18 protein-coding genes and 3 pseudogenes are annotated in these 17130 nt (G+C 74.0%); 9 read left to right on the top strand and 12 right to left on the bottom strand.

Features of this window, described 5'->3' with window-relative positions:
* Positions 1 to 49 precede the first annotated feature (49 nt).
* Positions 50 to 1279 (top strand): serine hydrolase domain-containing protein, encoded by a 1230-nt coding sequence (locus ACFW2G_RS24180; RefSeq protein WP_384447784.1) that lies wholly within the window; start codon positions 50 to 52, stop codon positions 1277 to 1279.
* A 49-nt stretch (positions 1280 to 1328) separates the two neighbouring features.
* Here the strand turns inward: ACFW2G_RS24180 and ACFW2G_RS24175 are convergent, their stop codons facing one another.
* Positions 1329 to 1514 carry a hypothetical protein gene (locus ACFW2G_RS24175; protein ID WP_037925395.1) on the bottom strand — a complete coding sequence of 62 codons (186 nt, stop codon included), beginning with the start codon at positions 1512 to 1514 and terminating at the stop codon, positions 1329 to 1331.
* A gap of 418 nt (positions 1515 to 1932) precedes the next feature.
* On the opposite strand from ACFW2G_RS24175, the gene ACFW2G_RS24170 reads away from it, so the two are divergent.
* Positions 1933 to 3906 (top strand): HelD family protein, encoded by a 1974-nt coding sequence (locus tag ACFW2G_RS24170; RefSeq protein WP_384583594.1) that lies wholly within the window; start codon positions 1933 to 1935, stop codon positions 3904 to 3906.
* A 134-nt stretch (positions 3907 to 4040) separates the two neighbouring features.
* Here ACFW2G_RS24170 and ACFW2G_RS24165 read toward each other — a convergent pair whose 3' ends face one another.
* A complete protein-coding gene (locus ACFW2G_RS24165; protein WP_037924766.1) occupies positions 4041 to 4748 on the bottom strand; it encodes a copper homeostasis protein CutC in 708 nt (235 codons plus the stop codon).
* A gap of 109 nt (positions 4749 to 4857) precedes the next feature.
* On the opposite strand from ACFW2G_RS24165, the gene ACFW2G_RS24160 reads away from it, so the two are divergent.
* Both ACFW2G_RS24160 and ACFW2G_RS24155 read left to right on the top strand, forming a co-directional pair.
* The gene (locus tag ACFW2G_RS24160) at positions 4858 to 5532 is read left to right on the top strand and encodes a hypothetical protein (RefSeq protein ID WP_384583554.1); all 675 of its coding nucleotides are present in this window, start codon (positions 4858 to 4860) and stop codon (positions 5530 to 5532) included.
* Between the two features lie 72 nt (positions 5533 to 5604).
* Positions 5605 to 6819 carry a Cmx/CmrA family chloramphenicol efflux MFS transporter gene (locus ACFW2G_RS24155; protein ID WP_384583591.1) on the top strand — a complete coding sequence of 405 codons (1215 nt, stop codon included), beginning with the start codon at positions 5605 to 5607 and terminating at the stop codon, positions 6817 to 6819.
* A 9-nt stretch (positions 6820 to 6828) separates the two neighbouring features.
* On the opposite strand, the gene ACFW2G_RS24150 is transcribed toward ACFW2G_RS24155, so the two are convergent.
* The 4 genes and pseudogenes from ACFW2G_RS24150 to ACFW2G_RS24135 form a co-directional block, all read right to left on the bottom strand.
* A complete protein-coding gene (locus tag ACFW2G_RS24150; RefSeq protein ID WP_384583552.1) occupies positions 6829 to 7170 on the bottom strand; it encodes a hypothetical protein in 342 nt (113 codons plus the stop codon).
* Positions 7171 to 7303: 133 nt separating this feature from the next.
* Positions 7304 to 8209 carry a helix-turn-helix domain-containing protein gene (locus ACFW2G_RS24145; RefSeq protein ID WP_384583549.1) on the bottom strand — a complete coding sequence of 302 codons (906 nt, stop codon included), beginning with the start codon at positions 8207 to 8209 and terminating at the stop codon, positions 7304 to 7306.
* A gap of 647 nt (positions 8210 to 8856) precedes the next feature.
* A pseudogene (locus ACFW2G_RS24140) lies at positions 8857 to 9120 on the bottom strand (DUF4031 domain-containing protein); the annotation flags it as partial.
* A 7-nt stretch (positions 9121 to 9127) separates the two neighbouring features.
* Positions 9128 to 9502, bottom strand: a complete 375-nt coding sequence (locus ACFW2G_RS24135) for a hypothetical protein (RefSeq protein ID WP_384583546.1) — start codon at positions 9500 to 9502, stop codon at positions 9128 to 9130.
* A 328-nt stretch (positions 9503 to 9830) separates the two neighbouring features.
* Here ACFW2G_RS24135 and murQ point away from each other — a divergent pair, with 328 nt between their 5' ends.
* The 3 genes from murQ (at position 9831) to ACFW2G_RS24120 (ending at position 13080) form a co-directional block, all read left to right on the top strand.
* A complete protein-coding gene (gene murQ, locus ACFW2G_RS24130; RefSeq protein WP_384583543.1) occupies positions 9831 to 10760 on the top strand; it encodes an N-acetylmuramic acid 6-phosphate etherase in 930 nt (309 codons plus the stop codon).
* Positions 10761 to 10790: 30 nt separating this feature from the next.
* Positions 10791 to 12350 (top strand): PTS transporter subunit EIIC, encoded by a 1560-nt coding sequence (locus tag ACFW2G_RS24125; RefSeq protein ID WP_384583540.1) that lies wholly within the window; start codon positions 10791 to 10793, stop codon positions 12348 to 12350.
* A gap of 142 nt (positions 12351 to 12492) precedes the next feature.
* On the top strand, positions 12493 to 13080 hold the full coding sequence (locus ACFW2G_RS24120) for a GNAT family N-acetyltransferase (protein WP_384583537.1): 588 nt from the start codon (positions 12493 to 12495) through the stop codon (positions 13078 to 13080).
* A gap of 39 nt (positions 13081 to 13119) precedes the next feature.
* Here ACFW2G_RS24120 and ACFW2G_RS24115 read toward each other — a convergent pair whose 3' ends face one another.
* From ACFW2G_RS24115 to ACFW2G_RS24100, 4 genes and pseudogenes are all read right to left on the bottom strand, one after another.
* A complete protein-coding gene (locus tag ACFW2G_RS24115; protein WP_384583534.1) occupies positions 13120 to 13485 on the bottom strand; it encodes a PIN domain-containing protein in 366 nt (121 codons plus the stop codon).
* Between the two features lie 176 nt (positions 13486 to 13661).
* Positions 13662 to 13706, bottom strand: a pseudogene (locus tag ACFW2G_RS24110) (hypothetical protein); the annotation flags it as partial.
* 38 nt (positions 13707 to 13744) lie between these two features.
* Positions 13745 to 14008 carry a hypothetical protein gene (locus ACFW2G_RS24105; protein WP_384447812.1) on the bottom strand — a complete coding sequence of 88 codons (264 nt, stop codon included), beginning with the start codon at positions 14006 to 14008 and terminating at the stop codon, positions 13745 to 13747.
* The gene (locus tag ACFW2G_RS24100; protein WP_030854634.1) at positions 14005 to 14223 is read right to left on the bottom strand and encodes a hypothetical protein; all 219 of its coding nucleotides are present in this window, start codon (positions 14221 to 14223) and stop codon (positions 14005 to 14007) included. Before ACFW2G_RS24100 ends, ACFW2G_RS24105 begins: the two co-directional genes overlap by 4 nt.
* A 223-nt stretch (positions 14224 to 14446) precedes the next feature.
* Between ACFW2G_RS24100 and ACFW2G_RS24095 the strand changes: the two are divergent.
* Both ACFW2G_RS24095 and ACFW2G_RS24090 read left to right on the top strand, forming a co-directional pair.
* Positions 14447 to 14886, top strand: a pseudogene (locus ACFW2G_RS24095) (DUF5753 domain-containing protein); the annotation flags it as partial.
* Positions 14870 to 15124 (top strand): DUF397 domain-containing protein, encoded by a 255-nt coding sequence (locus tag ACFW2G_RS24090; RefSeq protein ID WP_384447815.1) that lies wholly within the window; start codon positions 14870 to 14872, stop codon positions 15122 to 15124. The pseudogene ACFW2G_RS24095 and the gene ACFW2G_RS24090, both read left to right, overlap by 17 nt.
* Here ACFW2G_RS24090 and ACFW2G_RS24085 read toward each other — a convergent pair.
* Both ACFW2G_RS24085 and ACFW2G_RS24080 read right to left on the bottom strand, forming a co-directional pair.
* A complete protein-coding gene (locus tag ACFW2G_RS24085) occupies positions 15111 to 16511 on the bottom strand; it encodes a PQQ-binding-like beta-propeller repeat protein (RefSeq protein WP_384583531.1) in 1401 nt (466 codons plus the stop codon). The two genes, ACFW2G_RS24090 and ACFW2G_RS24085, sit on opposite strands and share 14 nt — an antisense overlap.
* Before the next feature lie 88 nt (positions 16512 to 16599).
* A complete protein-coding gene (locus ACFW2G_RS24080) occupies positions 16600 to 16914 on the bottom strand; it encodes a S8 family serine peptidase (RefSeq protein WP_384681045.1) in 315 nt (104 codons plus the stop codon).
* Between the last annotated feature and the right edge of the window lie 216 nt (positions 16915 to 17130).

Below are 17130 nucleotides of genomic sequence, written 5' to 3'. Positions count from 1 at the left end.
TCAAAAGCGTTCAGCATGTTCCGAACGCGAGGCGACGGGGAGATTCATCATGGGCAAGAGCAGGGACGGCTTCCACGGAGCGGGGCTGCGCAAGGTGCGCGACGTGCTGGCACGACACGTCGACTCCGGCAGGATCCCCGGAGTGGTCGCCCTGATCGGACGCGGTGAGGAGACGCACGTCGAGGCGATCGGGACGATGCGCCACGAGGGCGGCGCGCCGATGAGCCGGGACACGATCTTCCGTATGGCGTCGACCTCGAAGCCGGTCACCATGGCGGCCTCGATGGCGCTCCTCGACGACTGCGCGCTGCGGCTCGACGACCCGGTGGACCACTGGCTGCCCGAACTCGCCGGCCGCCGGGTGCTGCGGCGCATCGACGGCCCCGTCGACGACACCGAGCCCGCCCGGCGCCCGATCACCGTGCGGGACCTGCTGACCTCCACCTTCGGCCTCGGCATCGACCTGACGGCACTGGGCTCCCCGATCATGAACGCGATCTTCGAAGGAGGCGTCTTCAGCCAGGGCGCGGTACCGCTGCCCGAACAGGACGAGTGGATGCGCCGCCTCGGCGCACTGCCGCTGATGCGCCAGCCGGGCGAGCACTGGCAGTACCACCTCAGCCACGACGTCCTCGGCGTACTCGTCTCACGCGTCACGGGCAAGCCGTTCGAGGCGTTCCTGCGCGAGCGCGTCCTCGACCCGCTCGGGATGAAGGACACCGGATTCCACGTGCCCGCCGACACGATCGACCGGCTGCCGCCCAGCTACGCCCCCGACCCTCGGACCGGGGAGTTCACCGTCTGGGACGAGGCGGAGGGCGGTCAGTACAGCGCGCCTCCCGCCTTCCAGGCGGGCGGTGGCGGGCTGGTCTCCACCGTGGACGACTACCACGCCTACTTCCGGATGCTGCTGCACCACGGCACGCACGCGGCCGAGCGGATCCTGTCCCGGCCCGCCGTCGAGCTGATGACCACCAACCGGCTCACCCCCGAACAGGAGGCCGCCCGGTCGGCCCTGGCCCGGGGCGCCGTCCACGTGTCCTTCGGCCAGGGGCAGCAGGGCGGCTGGGGCTTCGGAATGGCGGTGCGCACCTACCGCGGCGACTACGCGCCCGTCGGCCAGTTCGGCTGGGACGGCGGGACCGGGACCTCGGTGTACGCCGACCCGGAGAACGGGCTCACGGGCATCCTGCTCACCCAGGTCGGGCTGACCACCGCCGCACCGGCGCAGCTCATCCACGACTTCTGGACCACGGTCTACCAGGCGATCGACGCCTGACACCGGGGCCGGAGGGCGGAGGCAGGGGCCGGGGTTACGCAGGACCGCCTCAGCGGCGTATGACGCCCGCGTCCTCGGCGTACTCGCCCAGCACGACGACGCTCACAGCGGCCGTCGCGAACACCTTCACGGCGTGCAGCATGCTGCCGAGACGGTGGCGGGGCGTGGAGTCGGAGAGGGCGGTGGCGCCGCTCGGGCGGCTGCCCCGCATCGGGGTGAAGGTTGCGGTGCTCATGAATCCATGGTGCTCCGCCGCCACCGGATCCACATCGGCCCCGGGGCCCCATTCCAGGGCTCCCGGCCTCCTCCTCCCGGCGTACACCAGGCCCGGGCGGGTCTCCCGGAAGTCTGACACTCCCGGGTACGACACCCGTTCGGAGGTTCCGGCCGCGGCGGGCTTCCGGCCCGGTCAATGCGTTCGCGCGGGCGCGCCGCGCTGGCTAGAATCTCCGCTCTTGCCGCCTCCCACCGCCTCATCGGGGAGAGCCGCCTGCCGGCCGGAAACCGGGGGCATCTGTTCCGTACCAGCAGCTGGAGGCACTCCCGTGTCCGCGTACGCCCCCGAGACCAACCCCGACGACGCGGCCCCGCCCGCCGACCCGCTCGGCCGCGAACGGGCCCACCTCACCGCCTCGCGTTCCGCCCTGCGCGCCATGCGCGAGGACGTCGAGGCCCTCGACATCCGCGACGTCACCGCGAACTGGGTCAACGCGATCGTGCTCCAGGCCCAGATCGACGACCGCATCAAGGCCCTCGCCGACCTCGCCCACACCCCGCTCTTCTTCGGCCGCCTCGACTACCTCCACGCCCCCGGCGCCGACCTCGCCGAGGGCGCGGAGGGCGAGCAGTTCTACATCGGCCGCCGCCACGTCCACGACGCCGACGGCGACCCGATGGTCATCGACTGGCGCGCGCCCGTCTCCCAGCCGTTCTACCGGGCCTCCAAGAAGGACCCGCAGGACATCGGCCTGCGTCGCCGCTTCGGCTACACCGGCGGCGAGCTGACCGCGTACGAGGACGAGCACCTGTCCGACCCGGCCGAGGCGGCAGCCGTCAGCAAGCTGCTCCAGCAGGAGATCGAGCGCCCGCGCGTCGGCCCGATGCGGGACATCGTCGCCACGATCCAGCCCGAACAGGACGAGATCGTCCGCTCCGGCCTGTCCGGCTCCGTCTGCGTGCAGGGAGGCCCCGGCACCGGGAAGACGGCCGTCGGCCTGCACCGGGTGGCGTACCTGCTGTACGCGCACCGCGAGCGCCTCGCCCGCACCGGCACCCTCGTCATCGGGCCGAACCGTTCCTTCCTGCACTACATCGAGCAGGTCCTCCCGGCTCTGGGCGAGTTGGAGGTCAAGCAGGCCACCGTCGACGACCTGGTCGCCCGCGAGGGGCTGGAGGTCCGCGGCACCGATCCCGCCGAGACCGCCGTCGTCAAGGGCGACGCCCGCATGGCGGAGGTGCTGCGCCGCGCGGTGCGCTCGCACGTCGGCCGCCCGACCGAGCCCCTCGTAGTGGTCCGCGGCTCACGCCGCTGGCGGGTGCCGGCGTACGAGCTGGAGGAGATGGTCGAGGAACTGCAGAACCGCGACATCCGCTACGGCGCCGCCCGCGAGGCCCTCCCGCAGCGCATCGCGCACGCCGTCCTGGTGCGCATGGAGCAGGCGGGCGAGGCTCCGGACGACCGCGTCCAGGACGCGGTCGCCCGCAGCGCGGCCGTGAAGGCCGCCGTCAAGGAGGTCTGGCCGGCCGTCGAACCGGCGAAGCTGGTCCTGCGGCTGCTCTGCGACCCGGACTTCCTCGCCGAGCACGCGCAGGACGTCCTGACCGCGGACGAACAGAAGCTCCTGCTGTGGCCGAAGCCGTTCCGGAGCGTGAAGTCGGCGAAGTGGTCGGCGGCCGACCTGGTCCTCATCGACGAGGCGGCCGACCTGGTGGAACGCACCCATTCGCTGGGCCACGTCGTCCTCGACGAGGCGCAGGACCTCTCCCCCATGCAGTACCGGGCGGTGGGCCGGCGCTGCACGACCGGCTCGGCGACGGTCCTGGGCGACCTCGCGCAGGGCACCACGCCGTGGGCCACCCGCAGCTGGGACGAGGCCCTGACCCACCTGGGCAAGCCGCAGGCGGTGCTGGAGGAACTGACCGCCGGCTTCCGCGTGCCGCGCGAGGTGATCGCTTACGCCTCCCGCCTCCTGCCGTCGATCTCCCCGGGCCTGGCCCCGGTCTCCTCGGTCCGCGAGACCCCCGGCTCGCTCCGGGTGACCGCGGCGGACGACCTGACGGCGGCGGTGGTGGAAGCCTGTCGCGAGTCGCTGACCCACGAGGGCTCCATCGGCCTGATCGCGGCGGACGCCCGGATCCCCGCCCTGGCCGATGCCCTGCTCGCGGCAGACCTGCCGTACCTGTCCCCCGGCGAGGAGACGACCGCTCAGTCCCGCCTGACACTGGTCCCGGCGTCACTGGCGAAGGGCCTGGAGTACGACTACGTGGTCCTCGACGAGCCCGCGGCGATCGTCGACGGCGAACCGGACGAGCGGACCGGCCTGCGCCGCCTGTACGTCTGCCTCACCCGGGCCGTCTCGGGCTTGACGGCCCTCCACGCCTCACCCCTCCCGGCGGCCCTTGCCTGACCGCCGGCCCGGGGCGCACGGGACGGGGCGCACGGGACGGGGCGCCGCCTCGGACCGCGCGCCGCAAGGGACGGCGAGGCCTCCTCGCCGCGGCCCGGGCCGCGGACCTGTGCCCCGCACCTGCGCCCCGCGTTTCAGGCGCCGGCGGGCCCGGATTCGTCCAGTACGGCCCGCCACTCGGCGACGGCCGCCGCCGAGACGGGGCCGCCCCAGCCGTCGGGACGTGCGGCACCGCCGATGTGGAAGGCGTCGATCCCGCCCGCCCGCAGCACCGGCAGGTGCGCGAGCGTGAGCCCGCCGCCGACCAGGATCCGCGGCCCGTACCCCGGCTCGCCGCCCCGCGCCGCCTCCGCGAGCAGCACCGGCAGCCCCTCGCCGACCCCGGCCGCGGCCCCCGCGGTCAGGTAGGTGTCCAGGCCCGGCAGGTCGGCCAGCGCCTTGCGCAGCTGGTCCCGGTCCGCCGCGCGGTCGATCGCCCGGTGGAAGGTCCACGCGCAGCCGCCCAGCTCCGCGACGACCGCCTCGACGGCGGCCAGGTCGGGGCTACCGTCCGCGTCCAGGAAGCCGAGCACGAACTCCCGCGCCCCCTCGGCCCGCAGCTGCCGCGCCGTCGCCGCCAGGACGGAGACGTCCCCCGCGGCGAAGCCGTCGGCCTTCCGGATCATCACGCGCAGTGGGATGTCCACCGCTGCCCGGATCGCCGCGAACGCCTCGCGCGCCGGGGTGAGGCCGTCGGCGGCCATGTCGGTGACCAGCTCAAGGCGGTCCGCCCCACCTGCCTGGGCCGCGACCGCGTCCTCCACGTCGAGGGCGATCACCTCCAGGAGCGCACGGTTGCTCATTCGATCCCATCCTTCGGAAGAACGCTCAAATAGGTCTAGTCCAATATCCAGGGTACGGGTCTCCGGCCGCGCTCCACCAGCGCAATCACGCCACCCCCACAATGTGCGCATGGACACAGGCATTCCGAGCACCGACACCACGGCCCTCCGCGCCCGCTGGCGGGCCACCGTCGCCCAGGCCGGCGCCCCTGCCGACCTCGATCCGACCCCCTACGCCGACCGCCTGCTCAGCGCGTGGGCGGAGCCGCAGCGCCGCTATCACACCACTGCGCACCTGGCCGCCGTACTCGCGCACATCGACATACTGGCGCCGCACGCCGCCGACCTCGCGGCCGTCCGGCTCGCCGCCTGGTTCCACGACGCCGTCTACCGCCCGGACCGCTCCGAGAACGAAGAGCGCAGCGCCGCCCTCGCCGAGCGCGCCCTCCCCGAGCTCGGCATCGACGCCGCGCGCACCGCCGAGGTGGCCCGCCTGGTCCGGCTCACCGTCACCCACGATCCCGCCCCCGGCGACACCGACGGCGAGGTGCTCTGCGACGCCGACCTGGCCGTCCTGGCCGGCAGCCCGCAGGCGTACGCCGCCTACGCCGCCGCCGTCCGCCACGAGTACGGCTTCGTCCCCGACGACGCCTTCCGCACCGGCCGGGCCGACGTCCTGCGCCAGCTCCTGGACCTGCCCCGGCTCTTCCGCACGCCCCACGGCGCGGCGCACTGGGAGGCGCCGGCCCGCGCGAACCTGGCCGCCGAGCTGGCCACCCTGACCGCCGGGGGTTCACACGACTGACACACCGGGGGAATGTGATCCCGTTCGCACGGGTTGGTGACAGTCACGCCCGCAGATGCCGCCCGCCCCCGCATGCCCGTCGCCGTCTACGTCCTGAGACTGTCCGTCTTCGCGCTCGGCACCAGCGAATTCATGCTCTCCGGTCTGCTGCCGCCGATTGCCGACGACATGGGCGTGAGCATCCCGCAGGCGGGTCTGCTCATATCCGCCTTCGCCATCGGCATGGTCGTCGGCGCGCCCCTGCTGGCCGTGGCCACCCTGCGCCTGCCCCGCCGCACCACCCTCATCGCCCTCATCAGCCTCTTCGGCCTCGGGCAGGTCGCAGGCGCGCTGGCCCCGTCCTACCAGCTCCTCTTCGCCTCCCGCGTGGTCGCGGCCCTCGCCTGCGCCGGCTTCTGGGCCGTCGGCGCGGCTGTCGCCATCGCCATGGTCGACAGGGACCAGCGGGCCCGCGCGATGGCCGTAATGATCGGCGGCCTGTCCATCGCCAACGTCCTCGGCGTCCCGGCCGGCGCCTTCCTCGGCGAGCACCTCGGCTGGCGCTCCGCGTTCTGGTCGGTCGGCGCGGCCTCAGCCGTCGCCCTCGCCGGCATCCTGGCGCTGGTCCCCCGCATCCCGCCGCCCACCGAGAAGCCCCGGCTCCGCCGCGAGCTGCGCATCTACGGCGACCGCCAGGTGTGGCTCGCCGTCGGCATCACCGCACTGGCCGCGGGCGGCGTCTTCTGCGCCTTCAGCTATCTGTCGCCGCTGCTCACGGACGTGGCCGGGCTGGACTCGAAGTGGGTCCCATGGATCCTCGCCCTGTTCGGGACCGGTGCGCTGGTCGGCACCACCATCGGCGGCCGGGTCGCCGATGCGCACTTGTTCGGCGTGATGATCTGGGGCATCACCGCGTCCACCGCCTTCCTGACGCTGCTCACCCTGCTGGCGTCGGCCGCGGTGGCCGCGATCGCGCTGTCCTTCCTGCTCGGCGTGTCGGCCTTCTTCACCGCCCCGGCGCTCAACGCCCGCATGTTCAACGTGGCCGGCGCCGCCCCGCCCCTGGCCGGGGCGACCACCACGGCCGCCTTCAACCTGGGCAACACCGGCGGCCCGTGGCTCGGCGGCACCGTCATCGACGCCGGCCTGGGCTTCTCCGCGACCGCCTGGGCGGGCGCCGCCATGACCGTGACCGCCATCGCCCTCACCGTCCTCGCCCTGCGCGTGGACCGCCGTACGCCGCCGCAAGCGACCCGCGTGGTCGCCGGGAGCGCCGCCGCCCCCGTCGAGGCCCCCGCCCACACCTGACGCAGGCCGCTACCCGTCGCCGAAGATCGCATCGGCCGAGGGCGCGGTCACCGCACGCCGCAGCCAGCGCCCCAGGGTCGCGACGTCACCGCAGCCGACGATGCGCTCGCGGGCCGCCCCCGAAACCTGCAGGCCCCGTTCCCCGAGAACGGCCAGCACGTCCTCGGCCGCACGCCGTGCCTCACCCTCGGCGCGGAGTTCCTCGGAAAGGGCCGACGTGTAGAAGGAGAGGTCCACGGCCACCAGTTTCCTCCAGAGTGCTGCGGCTGGGTGCTTACCCATGCCTTGCGCGATGAATTCGATGATCGGGTTGGCGAGGGCTGCGGGGGTGTCCCGCAGGACGTTGGTCACCGCTTTGAGTATGGCCCCGATGTCGGGATGCGTGGCGTGGGTGATCGCGGACAGGGTGGCCAGCGCCAGGTTCCGGGTTCCGGGGCCGAACCTAGGGCGCGGTGCGTGCGGAACGGGACGATTCGGCGGCGGTTCACCCGGAGGGGTGAGCCCCGGGCGGTGCGGTCCGGCAGTCACGGCAGCGGCCGGGTTCGGCCGCGCGGAAGGCGTGGTCGCAGGCGTCGCAGTTCTGCAGGGGGTGTCTGACGACCAGGGGCGCGACCGGGGCGCGGAACGGCGGCACGGGCGGGAGCTGGGCGGCGAGCCGGTGGGCCAGGAGGGCGGCCGGGCGGTACAGGGGCTCTGACGGCAGGTCGGCCGTCAGGGGGTGGTGCACGGCGCTGGGCGGCAGGTCGCGCTCCAGCCAGGCCGCCACTCCGGGCGCGAGGTGCTCGACGTCCGTGGTGGAGAGCAACAGCCGGGGATCACCGCGGCGCAGTCCGGCCAGGACCTCGACGGCGGACCGGAGGAGAGCGGGAGCCCGGTACGCGGGCTGCGGCACGGCGGGGAGGGCGCGGCGCGGCGGCTCGCCCTCCTGGCGGGCGGGGCGCCGGGCCCGCGGCTTCGGCTCCGGCTTCGGCCCGTCCGCGGCAGCGGCGGCGGACCGGCCCGGCTGGTTGCAGGAGACCGTGCGGGTGACGACGCGGCCGTTGCCGGTGCGTTCGCAGGTGCGGCGCAGATAGCCGTGGGCCTCCAGTTCGCGCAGGGCCGCGGCGATCCGGGTCTTGCCCTCGGGGAACCGGGCCGCGAGGGTCCTGATGTCGATGGGCGCACCGCCGGGCAGGGACTGGATGTGCACGGCCAGGCCGATGGCCAGCAGCGACAGCTCGGCATGCTGCGCGAGGTGGTTGCCGATCACTGTGAAGCGGCTGGTGTGGCGGGAGTTGTCGTGGATGACGCCGCCGGATCGGGTGTTCGCGCGGGTGCCCCGGGAAGGGTGGTTTTCCCGGCCGTTGCGGGACTGCGCGTGCGGGCGCGCGCTAATGTTCTGGGTATCCATCGGGAAGGCTGTCTTCCTCGGTGGTCAGGCCCCCGCACTGGGATTCGCACTCCCGGCGGGGGCCGACGCATGTCAGCGGTGATGTGCTCTGTCGCGCTGAGCGTAGATCAGGCAACCCGCCCCAAAGCCAGCCGAGTTGGCCTTTTTCACTCAAGCGAGTGAGAGTGCGCCACGGGCGGGAGGACCGGGGATCGGTGGGGCACAGCGGGGTCCGGTGGGGCTTGGTGGGGTCCTTTCCCCGTGTTCCTTGGATTCCGGGACCGTCCCCGCCACCGGCGTCCCGGCGCACGGGCTCCGGTTCCGGTCACCGCCCGCCCCGGACCCCGGATTCCGGGACGGGAAGCTCGGCTCGCGCCCCGGCCGGGCGCTCGCGGACGTGCGTGGGGCGATCCTCCCCGGGCCGACCCGACGCGGTGGCCCTCGGGCGGCTCGACGACGCGATCACCGGAGCGGTGCGCGGGGGCGACATCTCCCGAGGTGGGGCCGGCCTGCGGATCGACGGCGACGGGCTCGGCTCACCGGCGACCGCCACCGGGCGCCGCGCCGTCACCGGCACTCCCGCCCCGGCCCGGCGCCGCGCGTCCGCCGTCGGCCGCCGCGCTCCCCCGGTCGGCCCGGTCGGCCCGGTCGGCCTGCGCGGGCCGGGCAGCCGGGCGGCCCTTCGGACGGCGCAGACCGGCCGCGGTGAGGCGGCGGACGAGTTCCTTGCTGCCGATCTCGACGGCTCCCGCCCCGACCGCGTCGGCGTAGCGGTGCGAGGGCACGTCGTAGTGGTCCCGCTCGAAGGCCCGCGGCGGGCAGCCGATACCCGCCGCGAAGGCGTGCAACTCCTCGTAGGAGACGTCGCTGACCAGGTGGGACCACATGCGGCCGTGGCCCGGCCAGGTCGGCGGGTCGATGTAGACGGTCACCGGCGGCTCACCTGAGGCCGAGGACGGGACCGAGGCCGCCGACCGCGGCCACCCTCACACCCGCCTCCGAGCACACCCAGTACGGGTCGGGTCCCAGCTCCGGCTCCACGTCCAGGGCGTGCGGATCGCCGTGGGTGCAGACCGGGCACAGCGGCCAGCGCCCGTACTTCTCCAGCAGCGAGTCCTGTACGTCCTGGGCGACGAGCCCCGGAAGGTAGTCGGCCCCCTCCGGCCACTGCTCCACCCACCAACGGCGGTGCGTGACCGAGTCCTCGACGAGGGAGACGACATCGGCATCGGCGACCTCACCTGCGGCGAGATCGGCGAGCACGAGTGCGCGGGCGACGTGCAGCGCCTGTTCCAGGGGGGTCGTATGGTCCATGCAGCCATTGTGGACCTGCCGGGTGCCGGCGAAGAAGGGCCTCCTGCCGTGGGCCCAATGGCGGATTGACCGCCACCCCGCCGGAAAATAGCTTTCGAGCGTGACGAGGGAGCCGAGAGGGACCTCCGCCGGGCCCCAGGCCCCGGGCCGCGAAGCCCCGGCCGTGCGGGCGCGCACCCGGCGGGCAGCCGGCTCCCGCGCGGGGCCCGCGTCCGCGCCGCCGCCGTGTCCCACCCCGGTGCCCGCGCCCGAAACCGCCGCCCGCGCGCCCGGCGCCCCCGCACGGGCCGTCCCCACCGAACCGCCGAACCGCCCGGAGGCCACCGCCATGACCGCACACTCCGAGGTCCGTGCCCAGCTGGAGACACTGACCACCGAGGCCTTCCGTCCCGAACTCGCCGAAATCGACCGGCTGTCCACCCTCGACATCGCCCGCACCATGAACGCCGAGGACGCGACCGTCCCGGCCGCCGTCGCCGCACAGCTGCCGCGGATCGCCGCGGCCATCGACGCGATCGCCGAGCGGATGGCCCGCGGCGGCCGTCTCGTCTACGCCGGCGCCGGCACGGCCGGCCGGATGGGCGTCCTGGACGCCAGCGAGTGCCCGCCCACCTTCAACACCGACCCGGCCGACGTCGTCGGCCTGATCGCGGGCGGCCCCTCCGCCATGGTCAAGGCGGTCGAGGGCGCCGAGGACTCCCCGCAGCTGGCCGCCGACGACCTGGCCGGACTGCGCATCGGCCCCGACGACACCGTCATCGGCATCTCCGCCTCCGGCCGCACCCCGTACGCGATCGGCGCCGTCGAGGCCGCCCGCGCCCGCGGCGCGCTCACCGTCGGCCTCTCCTGCAACGCCGGCTCCGCGCTCGCCGCCGCAGCCGACCACGGCATCGAAGTGGTCGTCGGCCCCGAGCTGCTCACCGGCTCCACCCGGCTCAAGGCGGGCACCGCGCAGAAACTCGTCCTCAACCTCATCTCGACCATCACCATGATCCGGCTGGGCAAGACCTACGGGAACCTCATGGTCGACATGCGCTCCTCCAACGAGAAGCTGCGCGCCCGCGCCCACCGCATCGTGGCCCTGGCCACCGGCGCGTCCGACGAGACGATCGAGGCCGCGCTCGCCGCCACCGGCGGCGAGGTCAAGAACGCCGTCCTCGTCGTCCTCGGCGAGGTCGACGGCCCCGCCGCCGCCGAACTCCTCGCCGCCTCCCACGGCCACCTCCGCGCGGCGCTCGCCCGTACCCGGACCCGCTGACCCCACCCCCTACGGCAAGGCGACCACCACATGCCCACTGAGCCCACCGAGCCCACCGAGCCCGCCGACAAGAACCGCGCCACGGCAGCCGCGATCCTGCCCCTCGTCGGCGGCCCGGACAACGTCACCTCGATCGCGCACTGCATGACCCGCCTGCGCATCGCGTTGCGCGACCGCTCCCTCGTCCGGGACGAGGCCCTCCGGGCCCTCCCGGCGGTCCTCGGGGTGGTCGAGGACGACACCTACCAGATCGTCCTCGGCCCGGGAGCCGTCGCCCGCGTCACCCCGGAGTTCGAGGCCCTGGTCGAGCAGGGCTCCTCGGCGGCGCCCCCGGCCCCGGCCGATCCCCACCCGGTCACCGCGGGCGAGCTGGCCGCCCGGGGAGCGGCCCTGAAGGAGGCCAGGAAGGCGCGCAACGCCACCCCCGGCAAGCTGATGCTCCGCCGGATCGCGAACATCTTCGTGCCGCTGATCCCGGCCCTCATCGGCTGCGGAATCATCGCCGGACTCAACGGCCTCCTCATGAACCTGGGTTGGCTGCCCGGCGTGGTCCCCGCGCTCGCCGCCCTGGCGTCCGGCTTCATGTCGCTGATCGCGGTGTTCGTCGGATACAACACCGCCAAGGAGTTCGGCGGCACCCCGATCCTGGGCGGCGCGGTCGCCGCCGTCATCGTCTTCCCCGGCGTTGCGAAGATCACCGCCTTCGGCACGGAGCTCAGGCCCGGCCAGGGCGGCGTCCTGGGCGCGCTCGCCGCCGCCCTGCTCGCCGTGTACGTCGAGAAGCGCTGTCGGCGGCTGGTTCCCGAGACCCTGGACGTCCTGGTCACCCCCACCCTCACCGTCCTCGTCGCCGGCCTGGCCACCCTCTTCGGCCTGATGTTCCTCGCCGGTGAGGCATCCGCCGCCATCGGCACCTTCGCCGACCGGCTGCTCTCGGCCGGCGGCGCGTTCGCGGGGCTGGTGCTGGGCGGGCTGTTCCTCCCGCTCGTGATGCTCGGCCTGCACCAGGCCCTGATCCCGATCCACACCACGCTCATCGAGCAGTCCGGCCACACCGTCCTACTGCCGATCCTCGCCATGGCGGGTGCGGGCCAGGTCGGCGCGGCCCTCGCGGTCCACTGCCGGCTCCCCCGCAACGGCTCGCTGCGCGCCACCATCAGGTCGGCCCTCCCCGCGGGCTTCCTGGGCGTCGGCGAACCGCTGATCTACGGTGTCTCCCTGCCGCTCGGGCGACCTTTCGTCACCGCCTGCGTCGGCGGCGCGGCCGGCGGCGCCTTCGTCGGCCTCTTCAGCCAGCTGGGCATCGCCTTCGGGTCCACCGCCATCGGCCCCTCCGGCTGGGCGCTCTTCCCGCTGCTGGACGGTTCCGCGAACCCGGTCGTCACGGTCGCGATCTACGCGGGCGGCCTGCTGACCGGCTACGTCGTGGGCTTCGCCGCCACCTACTTCTTCGGCTTCACCGGCCGGATGCTGGCCGACCTGAACACCGACCCGGACCCGACCCCGGCCTCCCCGGCCCCGACCGGCCCGGCCACCCCCGCCGACCCCTCCGCCCCGGCGACGGCCCCCGCCCTGGCCAAGCCCCAGTAGTGCGGCGACCGCCGAGACCTGCCGCGTCGCGGTCACCACACCGGCCACCGGCGGGCGGAGCGCGCCCCGGCCGCCCCGCCCCTCTTCGCAGCCGCGTTCTGCTACGGCTGCGTTTCCGGGAGGCAGCGGGGATGATCGGACGATGATCGACTCCATACCTCCCGTGGTCCCCGCCGGGCGCCTGCGCGACCTCGCCCAGCCGGAGCTCGCCCTGCCCGGCGGGATGCTGCTGCGCCCCTGGACCCCGCACGACGCCCCCACGCTCGTCGCGGCCCACGACGACCCGGACATCCGGCACTGGAACCGCCCGAGCCGGCTGGACCTGGCCGGGGCCGAGGCCCGGATCGCCCTGTGGCACGAGCGCTGGCAGGCGGAGAAGGCTGGGACCTGGGCGATCGCCCCCGAAGGCGGCCGGGCCGTCGGCCTGATCGGCCTGGCCGACATCGACCTGGCGGGCGGCAGCGGCGAGATCCTCTACTGGCTGCTGCCCGCCGGGCGGGGCTCCGGCGCCACGGTGCGGGCCGCCGACCGGCTGGCCCGCTGGGCCTTCGAGGACCTCGGCCTGCACCGCGTGCGCATCACCCACTCCGTGGCCAACCCGGCCTCCTGCGCCGTCGCGACGAAGGCCGGTTTCCTCCTGGAAGGCACCCTGCGCGGCGCCCTCCTCCACGCGGACGGCTGGCACGACCAGCACCTCCACGCCCGCCTGAGCACGGACACCGCCCCGTAGCACCCGTCGCCCGGGGCCGCGCCCGGCCCCGGCCCCGGGCTACGGGACGGGCCCCTGTTCCACCACCCACTCCACGGGCTGGCCCGTCACCTTGGCGATGCCGTCGTAGTCGGCGTCGTGGCGGAGGACCACCACCCCATGGCGCTCTGCTGTCGCAGCGATCAACAGGTCGGCGAGCGACGCACGCAGGCGATCACCACTCTGGGCGAGAAGACCCTGCACCTCGATGGCACGTTCGCCGATCTCGTCGGTGAGCGGAAGCCAGTCGAAGCCTCGGCGTACGGATCGGCCGCGTGCGTGATCCTTCGCGTTGCGCGCGCTGCACTGGTGCGCGTCACGAGAAGGCCCCGCTCCAGAAGCGGTATCAGCCGGTCCCGGACCGCCGGCAGATGCATCCGGGCCCACGCGCCCTCGTCGACCAGGTACTTGGTCACGGCCACGCACCCCGCATCACGTCCGGGTCGCGCAGGTCGTCGAAGACGCCTTCATCCATCAGCTCCACGAAGCGCCGCCGCCGGGCAGCGGCCACGAACTCGGCCAACGCCCCCGTTGATCGTCGCTCGCTTCGTCGTCGTGCCCAGGATCTCCGCCGCTTCAGCAAGGAGTGCGTCATCCAGGTCCACCATGGCGCGCGACATGGGAGCCTCCAGGCATACGAGTCTGATCAATCTGTAGGCCGTCCCACCGCCGGGCGGGCCGGGTCGTCAGCCGACCGGTCGGCGTGCGGCCCCCGGTCGGCCGCTCCGAGCAGCCCGCGCCCGTCCCGCGGCGCAGGCTCCGGCGGCCCGCCCTTCCACCCGGCGTCGGTGAAGTCCTTCTCCAGCCAGCACAGCTTCCAGGCCAACTCGAACTCCCAGCTCACCGCCACCTCGAAGAAGCCCTCCAGGGCGGCTTCGCACCACTCCCGATCCCGGTCGCGCTCGCTCACGGATGGGCCCGCTCGTGGAGCACGGCGGCCAGCCGGAGCGCGGTGTCCAGGTTGCAGCGGCCCAGGTCGACCAGCGGGAGCCCGTACGTACCGGCCGCCGAGACACGTTCCACGCCCAGGGAGGGAAAGACGACACCGACCCCGTCGAGGGCCTCCTTCAGTTCCCGCACGGCCTCCTCGGCCGCCTGGATCCGTTCCGTGGGCGTGAGCACCATGTACTGCGCCTTTCTACGCTGAGTGGTCTCGTTCTGCACACAGCGTGGCGACGGGCTGGCTAGCCTTTCAAGGCAGCACCGAGAACAACCCCACCTGTTGGCCCGGGAGTTGCCATGGCAGGCAAGAACCTCGATCCCTCCTCCTCACCCCGCGCCCTGCTCGGCGCCGAACTGCGCGTGGCGCGCGAGCGGGCCGGGATGAGTCAGGCCGAGTCGGGCGAAGTCCGTCATCGACGAGCTCGTCGAAAACCGCCTTGCGCGTGCCGCGCTGCTGCGTGATCCAACCACCCCGCTGTTGTGGTGCGTCCTCGACGAGACAGTTCTCTCCGACGAGTCGGAGAGAACAAGGCGGTGCTTGGCGAGGCCTTGCGGCACGTTGCGGGCCTGATCCGGTCGCACAGGATCATCGTGCAGGTGCTCCCGTTCAGCGCTGGCCCGCACGCCGCCATGGAGGGCTCTCTGAAGCTGATGTCCTTCGAGGAAGCGCCCGCTCTCGCCTACGTTCAAGGCATCGGCATGGGCCAGTTGTTCGATGATCCAGCCACGGTCACGCACCATGCCCTGACCTACGATCTACTCACGGCCAGCGCGCTGTCACCACGCAAGTCACTGGCCCTGATCGAGTCGGTGGCGGAGGATTACGAACATGATCAGTACGCCTGAGTACGACCTTTCGGCGGCCACCTGGCACAAGTCGAGCTACAGCGGCGGAAGCGGTGGCGACTGCCTGGAGATGGCCACCTGGCGGAAGTCCACCCACAGCGCCGGGGACGGCGGCAACTGCGTCGAGGTCGCCGACGGGCAGCACGACCTCGTGCCCGTCCGGGACTCGAAGGTGCCGGACGGCCCTCACCTCACCTTCAACGGCCCCGCCTGGAAGGCGTTCATCACCAGCCTGTGACCCGCTTCAGGGCCACGTACGACGGCAGTTCGCCCCCCGGGTCCAGGTTCACGAAGGTGTAGCCCTCGACGCCCGTCGGGTAGATCTCGAACCGGCGGCCCAGCGGGACGTCCCGCAGGATCGTGGGCCGGGCCCCGGTCCGGCCCGTGGCGCCGTCCAGGTGCCACAGGTGGGTCCGCGCGGCGGTCGACGTCACCACGTCGACCCCGCCCGGGGCGCGGCCCTGCGCAAGGCCGAGGACCGTCGCCCCGTCGAGCCCGGCGTGCCACACGCGGCTGCCGTCCAGCAGGGAGTACGCCGAAACCCCCGGGACCCGGCCCTTCACCGGGAGCACCAGCAGTCCGCCGCTGACCAGCGGGCCCGGTTCCGCGAGGAGGTCCTCCCCGGGGCCCACCACGGGCACGGCACCGCGCTCGCGCCCGGCGTCGTCGAACAGCCGTACCGCGTCCCCCGCGCGCAGCGCGATCGGGTGCGCCGACAGCAGCCGCAGCTCCGCCGCCGGGCCGGCCCGCAGCGGGGTCTGCCAGGCCGGGGTGCCGGTCCGGGCGTCCAGGGACGTCAGCCGTGCCGTGCCGGCGGCCGGGCAGTCCTCGACGTACAGGACCCGGTCGGCGGCACCGTCGAGCGCGCGGGCCCGGCAGCCCGCCGGTACCGGTGTCCGCCAGCGTTCCCCGCCGCCGCGCAGGTCCAGGCCGAGGAGGGCGCCGTCCGCCACGACGACGGCCGTGGTGTCCACGACCGCCACGGGCGGTGCGTCCCCGCCGGCGGGCGGGGCCGCCGGAAGGTCCTTGGACCACAGCTCTTCCTGCTGCCGCAGGTCCACGGCCGAGACCCGGGTGCCGCAGCCGCCCGGGGTCCGCGCGGCCGCGACGAGTCCGACGTCGTGCGCGGTGGTCCGGCTCAGGGCACAGAAGACCGTGCCCTCCGGGGCCGCGCGCCCGCCGGCCCGGCGGCCCTCGCCGTTGAAGAGGACCAGTCGGTCCGTGCGGGCGCGTACGAACCCCGCCGAGGGGAGCTCCCAGGCGCCGACGGGGCGCGCCGACTCCGGGTTCTCCGACTGCCACCAGGTCCATGCGTACGCCTGCGGTCCGCGCATCCACACGTACCCCTGCCAGGCCGGCCACAGCGCGGCCAACGCAACGGCCGCCGCCAGCCAGCGGACCGCCGCGCCCCGGGAGCCGCCGCGCCCGCGCGCCAGCAGCACGTACCCGAGGACCCCCAGGGCCGGGGTGACGAGGAGCAGCAGACCGCGGCCGCGGGACCAGTCGACAAAGGCCAGATGCCCCAGCAGGAGCAGGTACAGGACGGTCACGGCGGCGACGGCCGTGCCGGCGACGAACAGGGCGCGCGGCATCCGACGCGCGCCCTGGCGTGTGCTGTTGTTCATGATCCCCCCGGCCGCGAGCCTAACCGGCCGCGCCGCCGGGGGGCAGTCAGCGGGTCCCGGTCAGCGCGGACCGGTCAGTGCTGACCGGTCACAGGCCGCCGGTGAAGAGCAGCTTGTCGGGGCCGTTGTCACTGAGGTTCTGGATGACGTCCTCGGTGGCCTCGTTCCTCAGGAAGTTCGCCACCTCGGCCGGGCGGGCGTTGGGGTGCGCCGCCTTGTAGAGGGCGGCCACGCCGGTGACGTGCGGCGCCGACCGCCACCGGGAGGACGGCGAGCAGGGCGGCGGTGGCGAGGCGGGCGAGCAGGCGCATGAAACGGACTCCCTTGCGGGGTGTGGGGTGGAAGCGGCATGGGTGAGCCGCGCCCGCGGCGTCGAACACCTCCGCGGGAGCGGCCACTCCATGCATCGGGCGGTGGTCCGGCGCGGCTTGAACCGCTGCCCCCACCCGGCCGATCGGCCCGCCGGACCGTCACCACGGCGCGTGGACCGGTTGCAGAAAGGATTGACCGCTGCTGCCGCCGGGTCCTCGGTCGAGGCCGGTGCGTCCGACGGCCGGACCGCCGAGATCACCCGTACGGTCCGCCGCCACCCCAGGGGGCGCACGGCCGGTGCGCCGGC

Origin of the sequence: Streptomyces sp. NPDC058880 (genome assembly GCF_042742535.1) — a bacterium.
Classification (GTDB): domain Bacteria; phylum Actinomycetota; class Actinomycetes; order Streptomycetales; family Streptomycetaceae; genus Streptomyces.
The sequence above is the reverse complement of the archived record's forward strand: the minus strand, read 5'-3'. Positions and strand labels throughout refer to the sequence as shown.

Excerpts from the sequence above, each read along its gene's own strand:
- ACFW2G_RS24120 (WP_384583537.1), top strand. The coding sequence starts at position 12,493 with ATGATCGACTCCATACCTCCCGTGGTCCCCGCCGGGCGCCTGCGCGAC.
- ACFW2G_RS24155 (WP_384583591.1), top strand. The coding sequence starts at position 5,605 with ATGCCCGTCGCCGTCTACGTCCTGAGACTGTCCGTCTTCGCGCTCGGC.
- ACFW2G_RS24165 (WP_037924766.1), bottom strand. The coding sequence starts at position 4,748 with ATGAGCAACCGTGCGCTCCTGGAGGTGATCGCCCTCGACGTGGAGGAC.
- ACFW2G_RS24080 (WP_384681045.1), bottom strand. The coding sequence starts at position 16,914 with ATGGAGTGGCCGCTCCCGCGGAGGTGTTCGACGCCGCGGGCGCGGCTC.
- ACFW2G_RS24125 (WP_384583540.1), top strand. The coding sequence starts at position 10,791 with ATGCCCACTGAGCCCACCGAGCCCACCGAGCCCGCCGACAAGAACCGC.
- ACFW2G_RS24135 (WP_384583546.1), bottom strand. The coding sequence starts at position 9,502 with ATGGACCATACGACCCCCCTGGAACAGGCGCTGCACGTCGCCCGCGCA.
- ACFW2G_RS24170 (WP_384583594.1), top strand. The coding sequence starts at position 1,933 with ATGCGCGAGGACGTCGAGGCCCTCGACATCCGCGACGTCACCGCGAAC.
- ACFW2G_RS24175 (WP_037925395.1), bottom strand. The coding sequence starts at position 1,514 with ATGAGCACCGCAACCTTCACCCCGATGCGGGGCAGCCGCCCGAGCGGC.
- ACFW2G_RS24100 (WP_030854634.1), bottom strand. The coding sequence starts at position 14,223 with ATGGTGCTCACGCCCACGGAACGGATCCAGGCGGCCGAGGAGGCCGTG.
- ACFW2G_RS24145 (WP_384583549.1), bottom strand. The coding sequence starts at position 8,209 with ATGGATACCCAGAACATTAGCGCGCGCCCGCACGCGCAGTCCCGCAAC.
- murQ (WP_384583543.1), top strand. The coding sequence starts at position 9,831 with ATGACCGCACACTCCGAGGTCCGTGCCCAGCTGGAGACACTGACCACC.
- ACFW2G_RS24090 (WP_384447815.1), top strand. The coding sequence starts at position 14,870 with ATGATCAGTACGCCTGAGTACGACCTTTCGGCGGCCACCTGGCACAAG.
- ACFW2G_RS24180 (WP_384447784.1), top strand. The coding sequence starts at position 50 with ATGGGCAAGAGCAGGGACGGCTTCCACGGAGCGGGGCTGCGCAAGGTG.
- ACFW2G_RS24085 (WP_384583531.1), bottom strand. The coding sequence starts at position 16,511 with ATGAACAACAGCACACGCCAGGGCGCGCGTCGGATGCCGCGCGCCCTG.
- ACFW2G_RS24160 (WP_384583554.1), top strand. The coding sequence starts at position 4,858 with ATGGACACAGGCATTCCGAGCACCGACACCACGGCCCTCCGCGCCCGC.